The organism is Ursidibacter maritimus (assembly GCF_009761395.1).
GTDB classification, from domain to species: domain Bacteria; phylum Pseudomonadota; class Gammaproteobacteria; order Enterobacterales; family Pasteurellaceae; genus Ursidibacter; species Ursidibacter maritimus.
Genome location: NZ_LEKN01000013.1, coordinates 71,580 through 92,780, shown reverse-complemented (window position 1 = coordinate 92,780; position 21,201 = coordinate 71,580). Strand labels below are relative to the sequence as shown.

Below are 21,201 nucleotides of genomic sequence, written 5' to 3'. Positions count from 1 at the left end.
TTATAACCCTGCTAAATGAACTAAATCTTGCTCAGTTAGAATTTTCACACCCAGCTCCTGTGCTTTCGCTAATTTTGAGCCTGCTTTTTCACCAGCAATGAGGTAGTCCGTTTTACTTGAAACACTACCCGATACTTTACAACCTAAATTTTGTAAAATTTCTTTCGCTTGATCGCGGGTTAATTGCGTCAATGTGCCTGTTAATACAACGGTTTTGTCTTTTAACGGATTATCTGCCACTTCTTGTTGAACAACATCTTGCCAGTTCACACCTTGTGCAATCAAATCATCTACGACACTGACATTATGTGGTTCTTGCCAGAATTGATAAAGGCGATTAGCCACGACTTCACCGACATCTTGAACTTCTCTTAGTTGTTCTAAATTTGCGTTGCGAATAGCGGTAAGATTACCAAAATGTTTTGCAATATTCTGTGCTGTTGATTCACCAACATCACGAATACCCAAGGCAAATAGAAAACGGGCAAGGGTGGTATTTTTCGCTTTTTCAATACTGGTTAAAGCATTGGAAGCGGATTTTTCGCCCATTCGCTCTAAACGCATTAAGGTAAGTTGATCCAGCTTGAAAAGATCAGCAGGGGTATGAATAAGCTCACGTTCCATGAGTTGCTCGATCAGTTTTTCGCCTACGCCGTCAATATCCATCGCTTTACGAGACACAAAGTGTTTTAAGGCTTCTTTGCGTTGAGCACCACAGAATAACCCACCAGTACAACGGGCAACAGCTTCGCCATCAACACGTACAACGGCAGATTGGCAGACAGGACAAGCGGTCGGAAACTCAATTTTTTTTGCAGATTCGGGACGGCGATCAGCGACAATACCAATAATTTGCGGAATGACATCACCAGCTCGGCGAATGATAACAGTATCGCCAATCGCAATGCCAAGTCGCTCAATTTCATCGCCGTTATGTAAAGTTGCATTACTGACTGTGACGCCAGCCACAAAAACAGGTTCTAATTTTGCCACAGGGGTAATTGCTCCTGTTCTGCCCACTTGAAATTCCACATCTTTTAAAATGGTCATTTCTTCTTGAGCAGGGAATTTATACGCAATCGCCCAGCGTGGTGCTTTTGAGATAAAACCAAGTTGTTCTTGTAGGGCAATATCGTTCACTTTTAAGACCGTTCCATCAATATCGTAGCCAAGCGAGCTACGTTTTTGTTGAATATGTTGATAAAACGCCAGCAACTGTTCACGTCCTTGAGCTAATTTAATTTCGCTATTAACGGGAATACCAAGACTTTTCAACCATTGCAAGCGTTCAAAGTGGCCCGTTGGTAGTTGGTCATCACTTTCATAAACACCGATGCTATACGCATTAAGCACAAGCGGGCGTTGGCTAGTAATTTTGGGGTCAAGCTGACGTAGCGAGCCTGCTGCTGCATTGCGTGGGTTAGCAAAGGTTTTCTCCCCCTTCGCCAATGCACGTTCATTCAATTGCTCAAAGCCTTGCTGTGGCATAAAAACTTCCCCCCGTACTTCTAAACGTGCTGGCGGGTTTGGTGTATTGAGCTTCAAAGGCACGTTGCGGATAGTGCGAATATTGGCAGTAATATCTTCGCCAGTATTCCCATCCCCCCTTGTCGCAGCTTGGATTAAAATGCCATCTACATAGAGAATACTAACTGCCAAGCCATCTAGTTTAGGTTCACAACAGAATTCAAGCTGTTGGCTTTTGACCGGAATACGATCTTCGATTCGGCGTAAGAAACCATCAAGATCGTCATCGCTAAAAGCATTATCTAAAGAGAGCATCGGGATCTCGTGGGTGATCTGTGCGAAGCCATCAAGCGGTTTTGCTCCTACCCGTTGCGTTGGCGAGTCTGTGGTAATTAAATCAGGATGTTGCCATTCTAAATTTTTTAGCTCATTCATTAAGCGGTCATATTCTGCATCGGGAACAAGCGGATTATCTAAAACGTGGTAGTGATATTCGTATTGGCGTAATGTTTCTTTAAGTCGATCTAATTGTTGCTTGATTTGTGTTGTCATAGGTAAATTTCTTGATAAAAAAGACCGCTTACAAGCGGTCAGATTTTTGGAATAAATTGCAAATTATTTTGCTACTCTTAATAAATACTGTTCACGAGAGTGGTCGTCAAAAAGTTCTCGTTCTTCATTTAATACAAAGCCATTCACAGATTGAGCAAAACTTTCAACAGTTCGGATCATCAAACGTACATTAACTAAGTCATTTCCTGCTGATGGTAGGTGCATAAAGAAAACTAGCCCTACGGTACTAAATTGATCCATCTTCGCTAAATCAAAGACGCCTGGTTGCATCATATTCGCCACACTAAATAGCACAGGGCTTGCACTGTTATCTAAATGGCGGTGGAAAATCTGATACTCGCCATATTGGAAACCTAACGCATCAAGTTGTTGAGCAATCACATCACCGCGGAATTGCTGACCTTCAGCGGCAACCACATAGAGTGTAATGATTTGTGGTTGTGTTGTAGCAGGAACAGATTCTTCTAATTGCACTGATGGTGTATTTTCAGTGCCATTAATTTGAATGCTAATAGGGCGTTCTTCTTGTTGCAAGGTTTGTGAAAAAGTAGGTTGTTCTAATGCAACCTGGTCACTAGGTTGATTTGGCAAACTGATTTTTATCTCTTTTACTTCTTGCTGAATTTGCTCAAAATCATTCGGATTCGGTGAAAGTGAGTTTCCTTGTAAGAGAGGATCAATACTTGTTGACTGTAATGTCGGTGGAATTTCACTTTGAATCGTATTGTTTATCGGGTTTGATGGCGGACGAGTAGAAAACGTATTCGAGAAAATACGCGATTTCTCACGACGTGCAGACCATAAGCTGTATCCAACTAAGATTGCAATTAACAACCCAGCTAAAATAAAGAAAAGAATAGACGTTTCCATAGAGTCCTCTTAGTAAAAAAATAAGTGAAATTAGCGTTTCACTCTTTACGAAAACAGATTGCATAGCTTACCATATTTCTTTTAAAAAATTGAGAAATTAAGTGAGGTAATAATGTCTTCTTCCTTTACATCGCCCGAAAGCCAAGTAGGTACAGGGTTTCACTATTTTATTTATGGTTGGCGACTATTGCTACAACGTCAGTTAATGCCTTTTGTTGTATTACCTGTCATTATTAACGCTATTTTAATGATAGGCTTAATCTGGTTATTTTTTGCAAACATTGGCGGATTACTTGATGCAATGCTACCTTCTTGGCTAGAGTGGTTGAGTTTTATTCTTATTCCATTGATTTTCTTGATGATCCTTGTGTTGTTCTATTTTGCTTTTACCACATTAGCAAACTTTATTGCCGCCCCTTTTAATGCATTGTTGGCGGAAAAAGTCGAACAGCAATTGACTGGGGAAAACTTAACCGAAATGAGTATGGCAGAATTGTTGAAAGATGTACCAAGAATGCTAAAACGAGAATGGCAAAAAATGTGGTACAGTATTCCACGTTTACTTGCCCTATTTTTATTGGGTTTTGTCCCTGTACTTGGACAAACGATTGTGCCTGTACTCACGTTTATGTTTGGTGCTTGGCTGTTGGCTATTCAATATTGTGATTACCCGTTTGATAATCATAAAATTAGCTTTGCTCGTATGCGAAATGCGTTAGGGCAACGTCGCATAATGAATTTTACTTTTGGCTCATTAGTCAGTTTATTTATGATGGTGCCGTTTTTAAATTTAGTCGCAATGCCTGTGGCGGTTTGTGGGGCATCGGCAATGTGGGTTAAAGAGTATCGTAATTTCTTATTAGGCAAAACATCAGGTGAGTTTGATAACGCTGATTTTTTAGCTAAATCACAAAGCAATGCAGTGAGTACAGAAACTCGTAATGGTAATATCACAAAGCCGTAATAAGCGGTAAGATAACTAGATTTTTTTACAAGAGGAAATAAAAATGAAAGTCAAAGGCGTAATGCTCGCTTTAGGGTTGGGTTTATTAGCGAATACAACGGTTCAAGCTAGTGATGATTTAATTCGCTTGGGGTCAGTTTCAACTAAGTGGAATGCATTGGGAAAAAATGACCGAATTGAAGTTGTTGGTTTCCAAGATAAAGAGTTAAATGTGACTTGCTATCTTTCTTATGCAGAAAAAGGTGGATTAAAGGAGGTTGTTGGTTTAGAAGAAGATACTTCCGATGGCTCTATTCACTGTGTGCAAACAGGTAAGATTTCAGATGACGATTTGAATAAAGCCGCGAAGAAAGGGCAGAAAGAGCAAGTATTTAAACGCAAAACATCTTTATTGTTTAAATCTATGCAAGTTGTTCGCTTTATTGATTTTGAAAATAAAGCGGTGGTGTATCTTAACTATTCTGATCGTGTTATTGAAGGATCACCAAAAAATTCCATTTCGGTTGTGAAAATCAACAATAATTCACAATAGCAAAACAGGGGATCTCACCGCTAGTTTTCTATGAATTGATTACTTTGCTGAATCAGTTGTAAAAAGAGAGCAAGCGGTGGGCGACTATCGGGTTCTTTTTTGCCATCACCATTGTAGTGAATAAAATCGCCTTGTTTATCAATATGATATTGCTCTCCATTTGGCATAATCGCGACATTCCAATGATAGTTAGATGCAATTAACCATTTACGTTCATTCGTCTTAGTGAGGTCAACGCCCTGAGCATACTGTGGAATCGGGCTGCTGATACCAAAAAATTGATTTAATAATGTTGGTACGATATCAAGATGACTCGATGCTCCGATATAGTTTCCTCTATCTTCTTGCCAGTACATCATCATCGGCACTTTAATTTTTTGTTGATCAAAGTTATTTTCATGATCTACGCTATCTGCTATATCCGATGTGATGATAATCAAGGTACTTTTCGTTAGCCCTTGGGTTTCTAACGTTTGCCAAATATCTGCAAATTGCCAATCTAATAATTTAGTTTGCTGTTCTTTATCTTTTGCTGGCGGCAAATGTAAATCTAAATAGCTAAAGAATGGCGATGAGATTCGTTGTTCTAGCCAGGTTTTCCAGTGTTTGATTGCATCCAAATTACTTGTCGTTTTCGGTAGATTAAAGTTAGCAAATAAGGCTCGATGATAAATCGGATCTGCAAAACTATTGTGTGAGAAGAGGCCAAATTGATAATCTAAATTCTGTAAACGGGATATTAACACGGATGGCTTTTTCTCACTTAAAATCGCATCTAAATAACGTCCACTCAATCCATAGAAAAGGCTTGCTGTGCTTTCAGCAGCTGTACTACCTGCGGTGTAATGTTGGCTAAAGCGTCTTGCTTGCTGGCTGATTTGGGTTAAATAAGGCATTTTGGTTGCCGTAATATCATTATTACTTAAACCTGATAGGTTAATAAATAAAAGGTTGATTTTATTAACTTTATTAGCAAATTGTAATGGACTTTTTGGATAATTGAGAAAAAAAGTATCTAACCGACCGCTTTCCTCAATTTCTTGTTCCAAACTCGCTCGATTAACCAAACCGTGTTTTTCTAAAAAACTACGAGCTGTCATTGGGTAAGATAGCGGGTAGTTCGCTTTCTGTGCAGTAACAGGGCGGTACAATGCCATATCCGACCAAGCATATAATAAGTGAGTAGCGATAAAATTACCTAGGAAAAATAAGGCAACATATTTCCCCCATTTCTGCCGATTAAAACTGCGTAATTTATTCCAACACCAACGAGAATAGAGTAATTCCAACAATAAAATAATTGGCATGGGTACAAAGAGTAATTGCCATTGACGGCTAAGTTCCCCTTCGTCTGGATTGACTAATAGATCCCAAACTAGTGGCGATAAATGTAAATAAAATTGTTTAAAGACTTCGGAATCAACTAATAGTACCGTCATTCCAATTGTTGCTACACAGACGGATATTCCCCGAAATGTTCGGCTATTTGTAATGAGGAAACTTAGTGGGAAGATTAGAAGTAAATAAAGCGCAAAAACAATAAAACTGAAATGTCCAAATAGGCTGATAAAGAAGTAAATTTTACCAAACAAGGTATTTGGCCAGTCAGCATTAAATGCATAGCGAGATGAAATGGTTAATGCAATGACTATATTAAAGAGTGCAAACCAATGCCCCCACGCAATTCGTTGCGATGTTTCTTCTCGGTATTGGCGAGAATTTTTCGGAAGGATACGTCGGAGCAAGTCTAACATAGGCGGCAACTGTTATTTTGTTTTGAGTGATTGTTTTAATGCAGAACAAAAAGCATCGGCTAATGCTTGCTGTTGTTGCGGATTTTGAATATTACTGACAAGAATGTTAGTTACCATATTACCCAATGCCATGAGTGAGAGATCAACTGGGGCTTTGTGTTTTTCTAACGTAACAATCAGATCGTTAAGTAATTCATCAAGTTGTTTGTCTTGGTATTTAGATTGAGTTGCCATATGAAATTTATATAAAGAAAAATTTTCGGTATGGTAGCATAAAATCCAGAGTAAATAGAAATAAAAAGAGTAGATAGAATTTAAGTGTAATGTAGAAGATCAGAACTGATCTTCTACATCTTCTACGAATAAAGATTTACCTCTATTTTATCCAAGAAAACTCATTGGAGACTCTTGAATAAGTTGAACACAATACAAGGCGTAGTTACTTTGCTAACAAATCTTCACGCTCGCCATATATCGGTACTAAGGTTTTTTGGTATGCGACTTTGATTTTACCGTTTGCTTTTAACTCTGCGATCTCTTTATTGATAAAGCCTAATAATGCTTTATCCCCTTTTTGTACCGCTGGGGCGATGTTTTCTTGTGGTCCTAAGCTACCGATCGCAACGTCAAAATTCGGGTTTTCTTTTGCCCACGCCCAGAGTAGTGCATTATCGTGTGCGAGAGCAACACCACGCCCGTCTTTTAATGCATCAAAGGTTTCAGTATTTTGATCGAATTTCAGCAAAGTAATTTCAGGGTGATTTTTTGTGAAGTAAGTATCTGCAGTTGTACCTTTATTCACTAATAACGTTTTCCCTTTTAACTGTGCAATATCTGTAATTGGTGCGCCTTTTGGTGAAACGATACCAAGAGCGACCACCATATAAGGAGATGCAAAGTCAACCACTTCTTCTCGAGCTGGGGTTTGGGTAAAGTTCGCTAAAATTAGATCGACTTTATTTGATTTTAAATACTCTACACGGTTTGCCGCTTCGGTGAGAACAAATTCCACCTTGTCAGGGCTACCTAATAAATCATTCGCAATTTCTTTAGCGATTTCAATATCAAAGCCTTGATTTTTGCCGTTAGCATCAACGTAGCCAAAAGGCGGTTTGTCACCAAATACGCCAATGCGAATTACCCCTTTTTCTTTGATTTGAGCAACGCTATCTTTGGCTGGTGCATTTGAGCTAGTGTTTGCATTATCACAGGCGCTCAATGCAAAGACTGCAACTGCTGTTGCCAATAATGTTTTGAATGTTGTGCTAAATGTCATATTAAACTCCTTAGATGATTATTTTTATAAGTAGGCGGTATGATTTTGCAAATTTTTTACAAAAACTGACCGCTTGGGTGTTTGTTAGTAATCCATTCCACGTAGAAATTGTTTGGCTCTTTCTGTTTGTGGATTATGAAAAAATTGATTCGGCTCGCTTTCTTCAATGATGCTCCCTCTATCCATAAAAATAATGCGATCGGCGACTTTCTCTGCAAAGCCCATCTCGTGAGTTACGATAAGCATTGACATACCTTCGTTTGCTAGTTCCAGTACTACATCTAATACTTCTCGCACCATTTCAGGATCTAGTGCTGCAGTAATCTCATCCAATAGAATCACATCAGGATTCATGCAAAGTGTGCGTACAATCGCAATACGTTGTTTTTGTCCACCTGAAAGTTCTCGTGGAAAAGCTGTTTTACGATCAAGTAATCCAACTCGAGCCAATAATGTTTCTGCTTGTTTTTCTGCTTCTGCACGATCTCGTTTTTGTGCTTTTATAGGCCCAAGCAAAATGTTGTCAATCACATTCAAATGAGCAAATAGTTCATAACTTTGAAATACCATTCCGACTTTTTGTCTTGCTTGTTCCCAGCTAATATCTTTGCCTAATTCACCGATATTTTTGACTGTGATTACACCGCTTTGTTTTTCTTCCAATCCATTGATACAGCGAAGTAGTGTACTTTTTCCACAACCAGAAGGCCCTAAGATGACTACCACTTCACCTTTATGCAGTGATAAATTGAGATCGGGTATGGCGACCGTTTCACCATAAGTTTTGCGTAAATTTTGGATTGAAAGTAATGGCATAGGGAAACATCTCTGTAAAATAATGATGCTATTTTTCAAAAATTGATGAAAAAATCAAAGATTAAGGAGCTATTTTTTATAACCTATAGTTATAAAATTGGTGGGTTTTATCCCACCATAGAAAAGAATCGTTTAAAAATCAGCTTGCCAACGTTTTTCTAAACGGGAGGCGAAAAGCGAGAGAGGATAGCAGATTAAAAAGTATAGAACAAAAATTAGCCCATAAACAAAGAAAGAAGCACTTGGGTTAGTTAATAAGGCGTTTTCAATAATTTGCTGCCCGATTTTAACTACTTCTATCACTCCGATTAAAGCAGCAAGTGAGCTAGTTTTTATCATTCGAGTGAATAGATTGATAACACCTGGTAAAACACGTTTAGTCCCTTGTGGTAATTCTATATACCAAAATATTTGTAGTGGCGTTAGCCCTAAGGATTTGGCTGACTCTATTTGATGCTTTTCAATGGAAGTTAATGCTCCACGAACAAGATCTCCCATTTCTGCGGTTCCCCATAGCACAAATACCCAAACACAGACCCAAAAACCACTAATATGAATGTTAAACCAAATGGAAAGCCCAAAGTAGAGCATAAATAACCAAACGAGAATAGGCACTATTCGAATTGTTTCAAGATAAATACGGCAGAAAAACTGCAAAATCGTATTTTTTATCCGCATCAATAAACCAAAAGCGGTACCTAGCACAAGTGAAATAGCGACGGAAATAAAAGATATTTGAGCCGTTATCCATAACCCTTGTACTAATCGGCTTGCATTCTCACCTTCAAATAACCAATCAAACCCCATATTTTGCTCTCCGTACTCGATTTTCTGCATAACGTGCTAATAGTGAAATCGGTAATAAAATAACTAAGTAGCTGATAAATAAGAGGAATAATGCCTCATTTGTTTTATAATCCATTCCAATAATATCTTTAGTAACAAACATTAGCTCTGCTACCGCCACTGCACTAATTACCGATGATTCTTTGATTAAAAAGAGAATATTTGCACCCAATGCAGGAATTGCCACTGCCCAAGCTTGTGGAAAAATTACATAAGTAAAAATTTGGTAGCGACTGAGTCCTATAGATTTTGCCGCTTCAATTTGCCCTTTAGGAATGGCCAATAAACCGGCTCGTAATGCCTCAGCCATATAGCTTCCACCTAAAAAAGTTAAAGCGATAATGCCGCAGGTAAAACCGTCCCAATGAACGCCGATTTTAGGTAAGCCATAGTAAAGAAAGAATAATTGGATAAGTAATGGCGTATTACGTGAAAGTTCAATATAACTACGAGCGATAAGGTAAAATGGTTTAATGTGGTAGGCGGTTATAACTGCTATGACAAGCCCAAGGAACAAAGATAATAAAATTCCCCAAAATGAGAGTTGTAAAGTGATAAATGCAGCATCAATAAAACGTGGAATAGCATCAACAACGTAGGACCAATTCATATCGCAATTAAATGAAAAAATAATAGAAAGGAATTTTGGGTGGTTACTATCAAAAATGAAAGTCTAATATGATATTTTTTATAACAATAAAGAATAAGAGGCAACATTATCTGTAGAAGATCAGATCTGACCTTCTACAATTTAGGGCAGTTGTATTCTGCCCTAAACATTAGCCATCAATTTCTTCGCCTGTTTCGTCCCATTTAAAATTCAATGCGATAGAGTTTAAACAGAAACGTAATCCTGTCGGCTGTGGGCCATCAGGGAAAACGTGTCCCATATGAGCATCACAGTTTCCGCAACGGATTTCAGTACGATGGCGGCCTAAACTGTAATCATCCAAATAACGTAGTGATGTTTCTGAGATCGCTTCATAAAAGCTTGGCCAGCCACAGCCTGCATCAAATTTCGTGTCAGAGCGGAAAAGTGCATTATGACAACGCACACAACGATAAGTCCCCACTCTATCTTCATTTAAAAATTTGCCAGTAAATGGTCTTTCTGTACCGCTGTTTAAACAAATTTCAATCTGTTCTTCTGTTAGTTCATCAATATCTTTAATCATTGTTCACTCCTTTTTTGTTGTTGCTATTGTTTTAAGAATAAGCGGTAACATTTTAGCGTTTTTTTGCAAAAAGGTTGAATGATTTTTCGTATTAGGAAAATCCCCCGTTTATGTCGCTTTTGTGTTATACTCTCGTCCAATTTTTGCCCCGGAGACAATGGGGATTTTTTGTAACGTGATTAGGAAATTTCAATGAGCGAATTAGCCAAAGATATTACCCCCATCAGTATTGAAGAAGAGCTGAAAACATCTTACCTTGACTATGCAATGTCAGTCATTGTCGGACGTGCTTTGCCCGATGTGCGTGATGGCTTAAAACCTGTACACCGCCGAGTGTTGTTTTCAATGGATCAGAGTGGCAACACCGCTAGCAAGCCTTATGTAAAATCTGCCCGCGTAGTGGGGGATGTTATCGGTAAATATCACCCTCATGGTGATTCAGCAGTATATGACACAATTGTGCGTATGGCTCAACCGTTCTCATTACGCTATATGTTAGTGGATGGGCAAGGGAACTTTGGTTCAATTGACGGCGATGCGCCAGCGGCGATGCGTTATACCGAAGTTCGTATGCAAAAAATTACCCAAGAGCTGCTCACTGATCTGGATAAAGAAACCGTTGATTTCTCGCCAAACTATGATGGCAAAGAGATGATTCCAGATGTATTGCCAACAAAAATTCCAGCTTTGTTAGTGAACGGTTCATCGGGTATTGCGGTGGGTATGGCAACAAATATTCCACCTCATAATTTAACTGAAGTATTAAACGGTTGCTTGGCTTATATTGAAAACGATCAAATTAGTATTGAAGAACTAATGCAGCATATTCCAGGCCCTGATTTCCCAACGGCAGCCATTATCAATGGTCGTAAAGGGATTGAAGATGCTTATCGTACAGGTCGTGGAAAAATTTATGTGCGTGCAAAAGCGAGTGTTGAAACCACCGCTAAAGGTCGTGAGCAAATCATCGTTACTGAAATTCCTTACCAAGTGAACAAAGCAAAATTGATCGAAAAGATTGCAGAGTTGGTCAAAGATAAAAAAGTGGAAGGGATCAGCGAGTTGCGTGATGAGTCGGATAAAGATGGTTTACGCATTGTGATTGAGATTAAGCGTGATGCAGTTGGCGAAGTAGTCTTAAACAACCTTTACGCCCTAACTCAGATGCAAGTGACCTTTGGTATCAATATGGTGGCACTGGATCACGGTCAGCCAAAAGTGCTTAATCTAAAACAGATTATCGAAGCCTTTGTGCTACACCGTAGAGAAGTGGTTACTCGCCGTACTATTTTTGAATTACGCAAAGCACGTGAACGGGCACACATTTTAGAAGGTTTGGCGATTGCGCTTGCAAATATCGATCCTGTCATTGAGTTAATCCGTAATTCTAAAACCGCAGATGAAGCACGTGAAGCGCTACTTTCTCGCGCTTGGGCATTAGGCAATGTTGCGCCAATGCTTGAAGCAGCGGGTGTTGATATTGCTCGTCCTGATGATGCTCCAGAAAATTGCGGTGTACGCAATGGCGAATATTTCCTTTCTGAAGCGCAAGCAAGAGCAATTCTTGAATTACGTTTACATCGTTTAACAGGGTTAGAACACGAAAAAATTCTAGATGAATATAAAGAAATTTTAGTGATTATCGGTGAGTTATTACACATCTTAAATAGCCCAGTACGTTTAATGGAAGTGATTCGTGAAGAGCTAGAAAAAGTGAAAGCGGAATTTGGTGATGAACGCCGTACCGAAATTACCGCATCATCAGGTGATATTAATTTAGAAGATCTGATTGCTCAGGAAGATGTTGTTGTGACACTCTCTCACGCAGGTTATGTGAAATATCAACCACTTTCAGACTACGAAGCTCAACGTCGTGGTGGTAAAGGCAAGTCTGCAACGAAAATGAAAGAAGATGATTTCATTGAGCGTTTATTAGTGGCGAATACTCACGATACCATTCTTTGTTTCTCTAGCCGTGGACGTTTATATCAACTGAAAGTTTTCCAACTTCCACAAGCAAGTCGTGGTGCAAGAGGGACACCAATTGTTAATATCTTGCCATTGGTAAAAGAAGAAAACGAACGCATTACGGCTATTTTACCTGTTCCAAATGGTGAATTTAGTGCAGACAAATTTATCTTTATGGCAACGGCGAGTGGAACTGTGAAGAAAGTGTCGTTAGATGCTTTTAGCAATGTGAGATCAAGCGGTCTGATTGCGTTAAAACTTCGCGAAGGCGATGAGTTGATCGGAGTTGATATTACTAATGGTGAAAGCGAAATCATGCTCTTCTCCGCACAAGGGCGAGTTGTGCGATTTGCGGAAACCCAAGTGCGTGGAATGGGACGTGTGGCAACAGGTGTGCGTGGCATTAAATTAGCTACCACAGAAATCTCTGCTGATGAGATAGAAGAGGTGGAAATTGAAACTGTTGAAAATGAAGATGCTGAAGAAACATCAAGTGTTAATTTAACCACTGATAAAGTTGTATCGTTAGTGATCCCGCATACACAAGGCGAAATTTTAACCGTAACGCAAAATGGTTATGGTAAACGTACCGCTTTAAGTGAATATCCGATTAAATCTCGTGCAACAAAAGGGGTTGTATCAATTAAAGTGAACGAACGTAACGGTAAAGTGGTTGCTGCTGTTCAAGTTGAAGAAAATGACCAAATTATGTTGATTACTGATGCAGGCACATTAGTTCGTACTCGTGTTAATGAAGTGAGCTTAGTGGGTCGAAATACTCAAGGAGTTCGCATTATTCGTACTGCTCAAGATGAACAAGTTGTGAGCTTAGAGCGAATTTGTGAAATTGACAGCGAAGAGAGTGATGAAGCTTCAGTAGAAGTGGAAGAATAACATTCGCTCTTAAGTAAATCTTAATAGATAAAAGAGCAAGTTTTAGACTTGCTCTTTTATTATATCGGTCTTTTGGCTATTTCTGCGTCTGTTTAAATTGTTTGATTGCAAATTGGCGGCGTTTATCTAGCTCAGTTTTTATATTCGCTTTTTCAAAACCATCAGCGATAACTTTTTGGACATCAATCTGATTGGCGATGGAATAAAGTTGTTTTGCATAGTCAGCTTGTGGATATTCTCGCTGTTCAAATCCTAAGCGTCCTTTACTGTCCGCTTCACACACCAATAGAAAATCGAAAAAACGTTGTGGTTTACGCCATACATCTAATTTGTTAAATAACTTAATTACGGTTTCGGGGCGGAGTTCCATTATTTTATGGCTATGAGTATGAAATTCTGTGACCAATTTGGCAAATTCTTTAGTATGAGTAGGTACTTTTAAACGACTTGCCAGTTTTTCGGTAGGAACAATACCTTTATATTCGTGTCCATAATGGTGAGGAAGTATCTCTTTTGGCGTAAGAGCCTTGCCTAAATCGTGGCAGAGTGCCGCAAAAAGTACGCTTTCAGGATCGTTGGCTTTATCAGCTAATTTTTTAGCCTGTGCTAGCACTAAGAGTGTGTGAATACCAGAATCAATTTCAGGGTGATGTTTTTCAGGTTGTGGCACACCGAATAGGGCATTTACTTCAGGAAATAGCGTTGCTAATGCACCAATATGATGTAGAGTCTGAAAATAAATATGTGGTGATGGCGTATTAAACGCTTTTTGTGTTTCTAGCCAAACTCGTTCGCTAGTTAAGTAGTCTAACTCACCGCTTTGACTAATTTCTTTCATTAGCTGAAGGGTTTCTGGAGCGATTTTAAATCCTAAATGGTGAAAACGAGCAGCAAAACGAGCGACACGCAATACTCGCAATGGATCTTCACTAAACGCAGGGGAAACGTGGCGTAACACTCGTTGTTCAAGATCGTCTATTCCCCCGTAGAAATCGTGAAGATTACCGTTTAAGTCTTGAGCAATTGCGTTGATTGTGAGATCTCGCCGTAATAAATCTTCAGCTAAGGTAATATCAGGCGAGAAATCACATAGAAAGCCATTATAACCCTGTCCATTTTTTCGTTCTGTACGAGCCAGTGCATACTCCTCTTTAGTTTTGGGGTGAAGAAAGACTGGGAAATCATTCCCAACTTGATGATAGCCTTCCGCCAATAATTGAGCAGGTTTTGCACCAACCACTAGCCAATCTCTATCTGTCACTGTTAAGCCAAGTAGCTGATCTCGTACTGCACCACCGACTAAATAAATATCCATTTTTTCCTATTTTTAATTGAGTATATTGATTTTAATAGGGGCTAAAACCCACACTACAAATTGATAAAAAATTGATGTGGTTATCCGCTTAGATTAAATTCTCTCTTTGATGCCGCCTAATTCTTCGGTCAGTTTTTCGGTGAATAAACGCAGTTCTTCACTCATCAATAAAAAGTCTGCATCAAAACGCTGGGCAACATCTTCTTTTAAAATATCATCATTTTTCTCACGAATATCATCGGCAAATTTGATCCGAGAAAGTGTCGCATCATCATTTAATACAAAAGAAAAGTGATTTTCCCAATCTAATGCTAATTTTGTGACGAATTTACCCGCTTCTAAGTGAACATTGATCTCATCACTTTCTAAATCTTGGTGTTTACAACGGATCACACTATCGGTATCAAAGGATTTTAATTCTGCTTCTTCTAATAAAGTGAGCCAATGTGGTGTATGCCCTTTAGCTAACCAATTTGTCATTGCATCGCTAGGCTGTTGTGCAAATGAAATAGGTACAACAGGTAGAGAGCCTAAAGTTTTACGCAATAATGCAAGGGTATCTTCCGCTCGTTTACTGGATGCAGCATCGACATAAACAAGTTGGCGTTCTAGATCCAACCAAATCGCTGTAAACTGATGTTTGCTAAATGCCCGTGGCAGTAACATTGCCACTACATCATCTTTAATTGCTTGTTTTTCGGTTTTCTTTAATTTACGTTGCTCTTTATGTTCAAGACTTTCAATTCGGTTTTCTGTTTCTTTTTTAATCACTTGTGCTGGAAGTAATTTTTCCTCTTTATGGGAAACCAATAGAAATTGTTGCCCGAGAGAAAAATGGAGTAATTCACAGCTAGAAAGTGGATTAGACCAACCAAATTTGCTCATATCACTTTGTTGGCAAGGCGTAAATTTTGTGTGCTGTAACTGCGTTTCTAACTCGCCACTGGTAAGTGTTAAGGGGCTAGTTAAACGGTAAATCATCACATTTTTGAACCAAAACATTTAGGAATCCTTATTGATAGCGTAGAATAGTGCTATTTTACGCTAACTCGTCTAATTTACAAAAAAGGAGAATATATGCAACATAAGAAAATTGCTTTTATCGGCGCAGGCAATATGGCATTTGCGATTATTTCAGGCTTAGTGAAAAGCGGTTATCCTGCTTCAGAGATCATTGCTTGTAATAAAAGTAATCAAGTTCGCCGTCAAGAATTAGCAACGATGGGAATTAATGTGGAATTATCTAATCGTCAAGCGGTTGAACAAGCAGATGTGGTAATTTTAGCGGTAAAACCACAGATGATGGCAGAGGTGTGTGCGGAGTTTGCAGATGTTGATTTTAGCTCAAAATGGGTCTTATCGGTTGCAGCTGGGATTTCGGTGGGGCGTTTAGAACAATTACTGCCTTCAGCTAACAACATTGTACGTTCAATGCCGAATACGCCATCGTTAATTGGGGAAGGGCTGTCTGGTTTATTTGCAAAAAAATCGGTCGATCCTACCGCTTGTCAGTTTGCTGAAACCTTGCTTTCAGCAGTCGGGCAGTGTTATTGGGTAGAAACCGAAGCACAATTAAACCAAATTATTGCAATCACTGGCTCAAGTCCTGCTTATTTCTTCCGATTTATGGAAGCGATGCAGCAATCTGCAGTGCAAATGGGCTTTAGCGAAAATGATGCCCGTTTCTTAGTGCAATCAGTGGCGGTAGGTGCGGCTAAAATGGTGGTGGCAAATCCGAATCTATCCTTAGCTACTTTGCGTGAAAATGTGACTTCAAAAGGTGGGACAACTGCACAAGCTCTCGCAGTGTTTGAACAGCATCAGTTGGCGGATACGGTTAATCAAGCAATGAATGCTGCGATTAAACGAGCAGAAGAAATGGAAAAATCCTTATGATCAAACTTACTCCTTTTCAATGGTCATCTTTCAACTTTTTTGGCTACTACGCAGCTTTTGGTGTGTTACTGCCGTTTTTACCTGTATGGTTGCAACATAACAACTACGACACAGAAATGATCGGTGTGCTGATTTCTTTGGGATATTTATTTCGCTTTATTGGGGCGATGTATTTCTCAAGGGTAAGCAACCCAAATAAGTTGATTCCACTTAACCGTTTTTTAACTTGGGCAACGGTGGTGATGTTAGGCGTAATGGCGTGGGTAGTGGGTTCAATCTGGCTCTTTCTACCTGCTATTGCGTTATTCCATATTTTTAACGGTGGATCGATGCCGATCGCAGATACTATAGCATCTAGTTGGCAACAACAAATCGGTTTGGATTATGGGAAAAGTCGTCTATTCGGATCGATTGCCTTTGTGATTGGGCTAACCAGTACAGGCTATCTTATCGGTTTATTAGGCGAAAGTGCCATTATTGGTATTTTAGCGGGTTGGTTGGTTTTTCTGGGTATCGGAATTAGTGCCAATCCTACACAAGTATTTAATGTAGTTGAAAGTACCGAAAGCAAAGATGATCAATTGAGCTATTGGCAACTGTTTAAAGTACCAAATACAATGAGAATGTTAATTGCAATTTCATTAATTCAAGGCTCTCACGCTGTTTATTACGCATATAGCACAATTTATTGGTCGAGTAATGGCATTTCCACTCAAGGCGTCAGTTTATTGTGGAGCTCTGCGGTGGTAGCGGAAATTATCATTTTTTTCTTTTCTCACAAGTTATTTAAAACGTGGAAAACCTACAATTTAATGTTATTTTCGGCGTTAGGTGCAGTCGTTCGCTGGATTACACTGGCATCAACTAATGAAGTGATCATTGTTGCAATGGCTCAAACATTACACGCCGTTTCTTATGTAGTGGGGCACTATGCAATGATTAGGTATATTTCAATGCAGACAGTAAGCCATATTGCTAAGTTACAAGCACTCTATTTTAGTTTGGCAAGCTGTATGGTTCTTGCCTTATTTACCTTTATTGCGGGGCTTATCTATCAATCGTCTCCTACCTTCAGTTTTTGGTTGATGGCAATTTTTGCTTTCCCGGCAATTTTTATTTCGCCAAGGAAATTTGAAACGAGAGTTTGATTTATATAATCCATAATATTTTACAAGCGGTGAGATTTTGCAAATTTTTTGCAAGAACCCACCGCTTATTGTATTTTTTCCTTGTAATTTTAAGGATTTTTGCTACATTCGACAGGTTATTTTTCCATTCAAAATTGAAAAGGTTAAGCAATGAACCAACAACTCGATTTAATTAAATCTTCGATCAAATCTATTCCTGATTATCCAAAAGCAGGCATTATCTTTCGTGATATTACATCATTATTAGAAGTACCAGCAGCATTCCAAGCTTGTATTGATGCGATTGTGGCAGAATACAAAGATAAAGGTATTACGAAAATTGTCGGTACAGAATCTCGCGGTTTTATTTTTGGCGCTCCAGTCGCATTAGCATTGGGCGTGCCTTTTGTATTAGTGCGTAAGCCTAAAAAACTTCCAAGAGAAACGATTGCACAGTCTTATAGTTTAGAATATGGCGAAGACACGTTGGAAATCCATACGGATTCTATCCAGGCTGGCGATAATGTTTTAGTTATTGATGATTTATTGGCGACAGGCGGCACAGTAGAAGCAACGGTAAAACTCATTCGCCGTTTAAATGGTAACGTGGAAAATGCCGCTTTTGTTATTTGGTTACCTGAATTAGGCGGAGCGGAACGCTTAGCGAAAGAAGGCATCAAATCGTTCACATTAGTGAGTTTTGAAGGACACTAATTAACATAAAATAAGGTTGGCATAATGTCCTATCAAGTTTTAGCACGCAAATGGCGCCCACAACGTTTTAGTCAAGTTGTGGGGCAACAACACGTTTTATCCGCATTAGAAAATGGGTTGCGTGAAGATAGATTACATCACGCTTATCTCTTTTCGGGAACGCGTGGTGTGGGGAAAACCTCTATTGCACGCTTATTTGCGAAAGGCTTAAATTGTGAAACGGGTATTACGGCTGATCCTTGTGGGCAATGTGCTAACTGTAAAGCGATTGAAGAAGGGCGCTTTATTGATTTGATTGAGATTGATGCGGCATCTCGCACTAAGGTGGAAGACACCCGAGATGTATTGGATAACGTACAGTACAAACCAACGGTTGGGCGTTTTAAAGTTTATTTGATTGACGAAGTCCATATGCTTTCTCGTCATAGCTTTAATGCGTTACTCAAAACCTTAGAAGAGCCACCGGAGTATGTTAAATTCTTATTAGCAACGACAGATCCACAAAAATTACCGATCACTATTTTATCTCGTTGTATGCAATTTCATCTGCGAGCATTAGATCCAAGTCAAATTCGCAACCATTTAGAATTTATCTTACAAGAAGAGCAAATTCCGTATGAACTGCCTGCACTTGAAAAACTTGCAAAGGCAGCACAAGGGAGTATTCGAGATTCATTAAGTTTGACCGACCAAGCGATCGCAGTCAGTAATGTGAACATTACTTTGCCTATTGTTAGTCAAATGCTTGGGCTAATTGACGATCATCAGCCGATTGAACTGGTTCAAGCGTTAGCTTTGGCAGATGGTGAAAAGGCAATGAATGTTATACAAACAGTGGCAGAGAAAGGGATCGACTGGCAACAACTATTAAGTGATGTAGCAGAGACACTTCATCAAATCGCAATGTTACAACTATTGCCACATCCTGCGAACGAAGAAACGCCATTACACTTCTTAGCACGCCAACTGTCGCCAGAAGATGTGCAGTTTTTCTATCAGCTAATGCTAACAGGCAAAAAAGAGTTGCCTTTTGCACCTGAACAGCGTTCAGGGGTAGAAATGACTATATTAAGAGCCTTGGCTTTCCACCCGAAAAATGTGGAGCAGTTAGCTTTTTCAACAGCTCAAACCAACCAACCGAATACGACTTCGCAAAACAATGCTCAACAAAACATCGCTCAGTTACGCCAACGCTTGTCGCAAAATCAGCAAGTTACGACAGAACCGAAAGCCGATAAGGCTCAAAATGCACCAGTAACGCCAACATCTGATGCACAAGCGGTAAGATCAGAGACAACATTTGCAACGACCACAAGCAGTTCATCTCAATCATCACAGGCAGAAATGGCGACTAGTACACAATCTGCACTAATGGCACTTAATGCGCTAAAGCAATTAGATGCCAGCAGTGATGAGCAAAAAAAAAAATCTGAGCCCTTAATTTCACCAACATTACATACACAAACAGTCGCTAAACCAAGTATTAATAAAGCAAATTTGCAAGAGCGTTTTTCAGAGATCGCAATGGCGATGAGTGAAAAAAAACAAATAGAAACGAATAAAAATGCGAATGTAGGTGGAGGGACGGAAAATGTAACTTCAGATGAAGATTATCGTTGGACGTGGCTAAATCCTGAGCTAGAACATCAAGAAGAACAGGCTAAACCTTCAGATATTAAACAAGCGATTTTACAAGAACGTACTCCTGAGTTAGTGCGTAAAATGATCGAACTCTCTTGTCAACAAGATGAATGGTGTGAATTGGTTAATCGCCTTAATTTAACAGGATTAACGCGTCAAATTGCATTAAATAGTTATGTTGCTCACAAAGAACATAATCAATTGGAATTAGTGCTAAAACCCTCAATGGCACATTTGAATACTGATGATACTCGCCAACGCCTGACACAAGCATTTGAACAATTAGGATTAACTTATGAGCTCAGTATCGGTGAAAGTGAGCAACATCAAACCCCTTTAGAACTTCGCCGAACCATTTTTGAAAAGATGACCTATGATGCAAAACAAGCGTTATTAGCAGACAGTAAATTGCAACTTTTACGCAACGCATTTGGGGCAACCATTGATGAATCTACAATTAGGGCAGTAGCAGAATAATGAAGGCATTAGAGATAAAAAATTTAGTGAAACAGTATGCAACAGGTGTTCAAGCTGTGAAAGGTATTGATCTGACTGTTGAACAAGGGGATTTTTATGCACTACTTGGACATAACGGTGCAGGAAAATCCACCACTATTGGAATTATCAGTTCTTTGGTGAATAAAACGAGCGGTACAGTCAACGTTTTTGGGTATGATTTAGATACACAGAAAATTCAGCTAAAACAGCAAATTGGCTTAGTGCCACAAGAATTTAATTTCAACCAATTTGAAAAAGTGATTGATGTATTGCTTAATCAAGCCGGATTTTATGGCGTTCCGAAAGCGGAGGCGTTGAAACGAGCAGAGTATTGGTTAGGTAAATTGGATTTATGGGAAAAACGTGAGAGCTTAACCCGAGAGCTTTCAGGCGGAATGAAACGCAGAGTAATGATTGCTCGTGCGTTAATGCATAATCCAAAATTGTTAATTCTTGATGAACCTACAGCAGGGGTAGATATTGAACTTCGCCGTAGCCTTTGGGATTTTTTGCGTGAGCTAAACCAACAAGGCACAACGATCATTCTGACGACCCATTATCTTGAAGAAGCGGAAACATTATGTCGCAATATCGGGATTATTCAGCAAGGTCAGCTCATTGAAAATACATCAATGAAAACCCTATTAGCCAAGCTAGAAACAGAAACATTTTTGCTTGATGTTGCAGAAAAACGACCGCTTGTTATTGAAGGCTACCCAGTGAAATGGATTGATGAAAGCACCCTAGAAGTTGAAGTTAAACGAGAGCAAGGGTTAAATAACTTATTCCAACAGTTTAGCCAACAACAGATTGAAATTTTAAGTTTACGCAATAAATCTAACCGCTTGGAAGAGCTGTTTATGCGTTTAAAGTAA

The 21,201-nt window shown here is 39.2% G+C and carries 19 protein-coding genes; 8 read left to right on the top strand and 11 right to left on the bottom strand.

Translation table 11 applies throughout. From position 1 onward, the window contains the following. On the bottom strand, window positions 1-2,019 hold the full coding sequence (gene ligA, locus A1D26_RS03505; RefSeq protein WP_157402702.1) for an NAD-dependent DNA ligase LigA: 2,019 nt from the start codon (window positions 2,017-2,019) through the stop codon (window positions 1-3). Window positions 2,020-2,082: 63 nt separating this feature from the next. Beyond that, complete coding sequence (zipA, locus tag A1D26_RS03500; RefSeq protein ID WP_157402701.1) at window positions 2,083-2,910, bottom strand: cell division protein ZipA; 828 nt, start codon at window positions 2,908-2,910, stop codon at window positions 2,083-2,085. Between the two features lie 112 nt (window positions 2,911-3,022). Between zipA and cysZ the strand changes: the two genes are divergently transcribed. Both cysZ and A1D26_RS03490 read left to right on the top strand, forming a co-directional pair. Further along, window positions 3,023-3,874, top strand: coding sequence for a sulfate transporter CysZ (cysZ, locus tag A1D26_RS03495; RefSeq protein ID WP_157402700.1), 852 nt, complete (start codon window positions 3,023-3,025; stop codon window positions 3,872-3,874). 43 nt (window positions 3,875-3,917) lie between these two features. Beyond that, a complete protein-coding gene (locus tag A1D26_RS03490) occupies window positions 3,918-4,406 on the top strand; it encodes a CreA family protein (protein WP_157402699.1) in 489 nt (162 codons plus the stop codon). A 20-nt stretch (window positions 4,407-4,426) separates the two neighbouring features. Here the strand turns inward: A1D26_RS03490 and A1D26_RS03485 are convergent, their stop codons facing one another. From A1D26_RS03485 to msrB, 7 genes are all read right to left on the bottom strand, one after another. Next, window positions 4,427-6,160: a DUF3413 domain-containing protein gene (locus A1D26_RS03485; protein ID WP_157402698.1), complete on the bottom strand. Its 1,734-nt coding sequence runs from the start codon at window positions 6,158-6,160 to the stop codon at window positions 4,427-4,429. A 12-nt stretch (window positions 6,161-6,172) separates the two neighbouring features. Then, window positions 6,173-6,394, bottom strand: a complete 222-nt coding sequence (locus A1D26_RS03480) for a YejL family protein (RefSeq protein WP_157395025.1) — start codon at window positions 6,392-6,394, stop codon at window positions 6,173-6,175. A gap of 205 nt (window positions 6,395-6,599) precedes the next feature. Further along, window positions 6,600-7,436 carry a cysteine ABC transporter substrate-binding protein gene (locus A1D26_RS03475; RefSeq protein ID WP_157402697.1) on the bottom strand — a complete coding sequence of 279 codons (837 nt, stop codon included), beginning with the start codon at window positions 7,434-7,436 and terminating at the stop codon, window positions 6,600-6,602. 84 nt (window positions 7,437-7,520) lie between these two features. Then, complete coding sequence (locus tag A1D26_RS03470) at window positions 7,521-8,252, bottom strand: amino acid ABC transporter ATP-binding protein (protein ID WP_157402696.1); 732 nt, start codon at window positions 8,250-8,252, stop codon at window positions 7,521-7,523. A 132-nt stretch (window positions 8,253-8,384) separates the two neighbouring features. After that, entirely contained in the window at window positions 8,385-9,059 is a 675-nt protein-coding gene (locus A1D26_RS03465) for an amino acid ABC transporter permease (protein WP_157403031.1), read from the bottom strand. Next, complete coding sequence (locus A1D26_RS03460) at window positions 9,049-9,708, bottom strand: amino acid ABC transporter permease (protein ID WP_157402695.1); 660 nt, start codon at window positions 9,706-9,708, stop codon at window positions 9,049-9,051. The genes A1D26_RS03465 and A1D26_RS03460 overlap by 11 nt, the downstream gene beginning before the upstream one ends. A 169-nt stretch (window positions 9,709-9,877) precedes the next feature. Then, window positions 9,878-10,273 carry a peptide-methionine (R)-S-oxide reductase MsrB gene (gene msrB / locus A1D26_RS03455; RefSeq protein ID WP_157402694.1) on the bottom strand — a complete coding sequence of 132 codons (396 nt, stop codon included), beginning with the start codon at window positions 10,271-10,273 and terminating at the stop codon, window positions 9,878-9,880. Window positions 10,274-10,465: 192 nt separating this feature from the next. Here msrB and gyrA point away from each other — a divergent pair, with 192 nt between their 5' ends. Then, window positions 10,466-13,135 carry a DNA topoisomerase (ATP-hydrolyzing) subunit A gene (gene gyrA, locus A1D26_RS03450; protein WP_157402693.1) on the top strand — a complete coding sequence of 890 codons (2,670 nt, stop codon included), beginning with the start codon at window positions 10,466-10,468 and terminating at the stop codon, window positions 13,133-13,135. 76 nt (window positions 13,136-13,211) lie between these two features. Here the strand turns inward: gyrA and A1D26_RS03445 are convergent, their stop codons facing one another. Both A1D26_RS03445 and rdgC read right to left on the bottom strand, forming a co-directional pair. Then, window positions 13,212-14,450, bottom strand: a complete 1,239-nt coding sequence (locus A1D26_RS03445; protein ID WP_157402692.1) for a multifunctional CCA addition/repair protein — start codon at window positions 14,448-14,450, stop codon at window positions 13,212-13,214. Between the two features lie 93 nt (window positions 14,451-14,543). After that, on the bottom strand, window positions 14,544-15,452 hold the full coding sequence (rdgC, locus tag A1D26_RS03440) for a recombination-associated protein RdgC (protein ID WP_157402691.1): 909 nt from the start codon (window positions 15,450-15,452) through the stop codon (window positions 14,544-14,546). A gap of 75 nt (window positions 15,453-15,527) precedes the next feature. On the opposite strand from rdgC, the gene proC reads away from it, so the two are divergent. The 5 genes from proC to A1D26_RS03415 all read left to right on the top strand — a co-directional run bounded on the left by proC (window position 15,528) and on the right by A1D26_RS03415 (window position 21,201). Next, window positions 15,528-16,346 (top strand): pyrroline-5-carboxylate reductase, encoded by an 819-nt coding sequence (gene proC, locus A1D26_RS03435; RefSeq protein WP_157402690.1) that lies wholly within the window; start codon window positions 15,528-15,530, stop codon window positions 16,344-16,346. Beyond that, a complete protein-coding gene (locus A1D26_RS03430; protein ID WP_157402689.1) occupies window positions 16,343-17,494 on the top strand; it encodes a 3-phenylpropionate MFS transporter in 1,152 nt (383 codons plus the stop codon). The genes proC and A1D26_RS03430 overlap by 4 nt, the downstream gene beginning before the upstream one ends. Before the next feature lie 150 nt (window positions 17,495-17,644). Continuing rightward, entirely contained in the window at window positions 17,645-18,187 is a 543-nt protein-coding gene (apt, locus tag A1D26_RS03425; protein ID WP_157402688.1) for an adenine phosphoribosyltransferase, read from the top strand. A 24-nt stretch (window positions 18,188-18,211) separates the two neighbouring features. Continuing rightward, complete coding sequence (gene dnaX, locus A1D26_RS03420) at window positions 18,212-20,305, top strand: DNA polymerase III subunit gamma/tau (RefSeq protein WP_157402687.1); 2,094 nt, start codon at window positions 18,212-18,214, stop codon at window positions 20,303-20,305. Next, on the top strand, window positions 20,305-21,201 hold the full coding sequence (locus tag A1D26_RS03415; RefSeq protein WP_157402686.1) for an ABC transporter ATP-binding protein: 897 nt from the start codon (window positions 20,305-20,307) through the stop codon (window positions 21,199-21,201). The genes dnaX and A1D26_RS03415 overlap by 1 nt, the downstream gene beginning before the upstream one ends.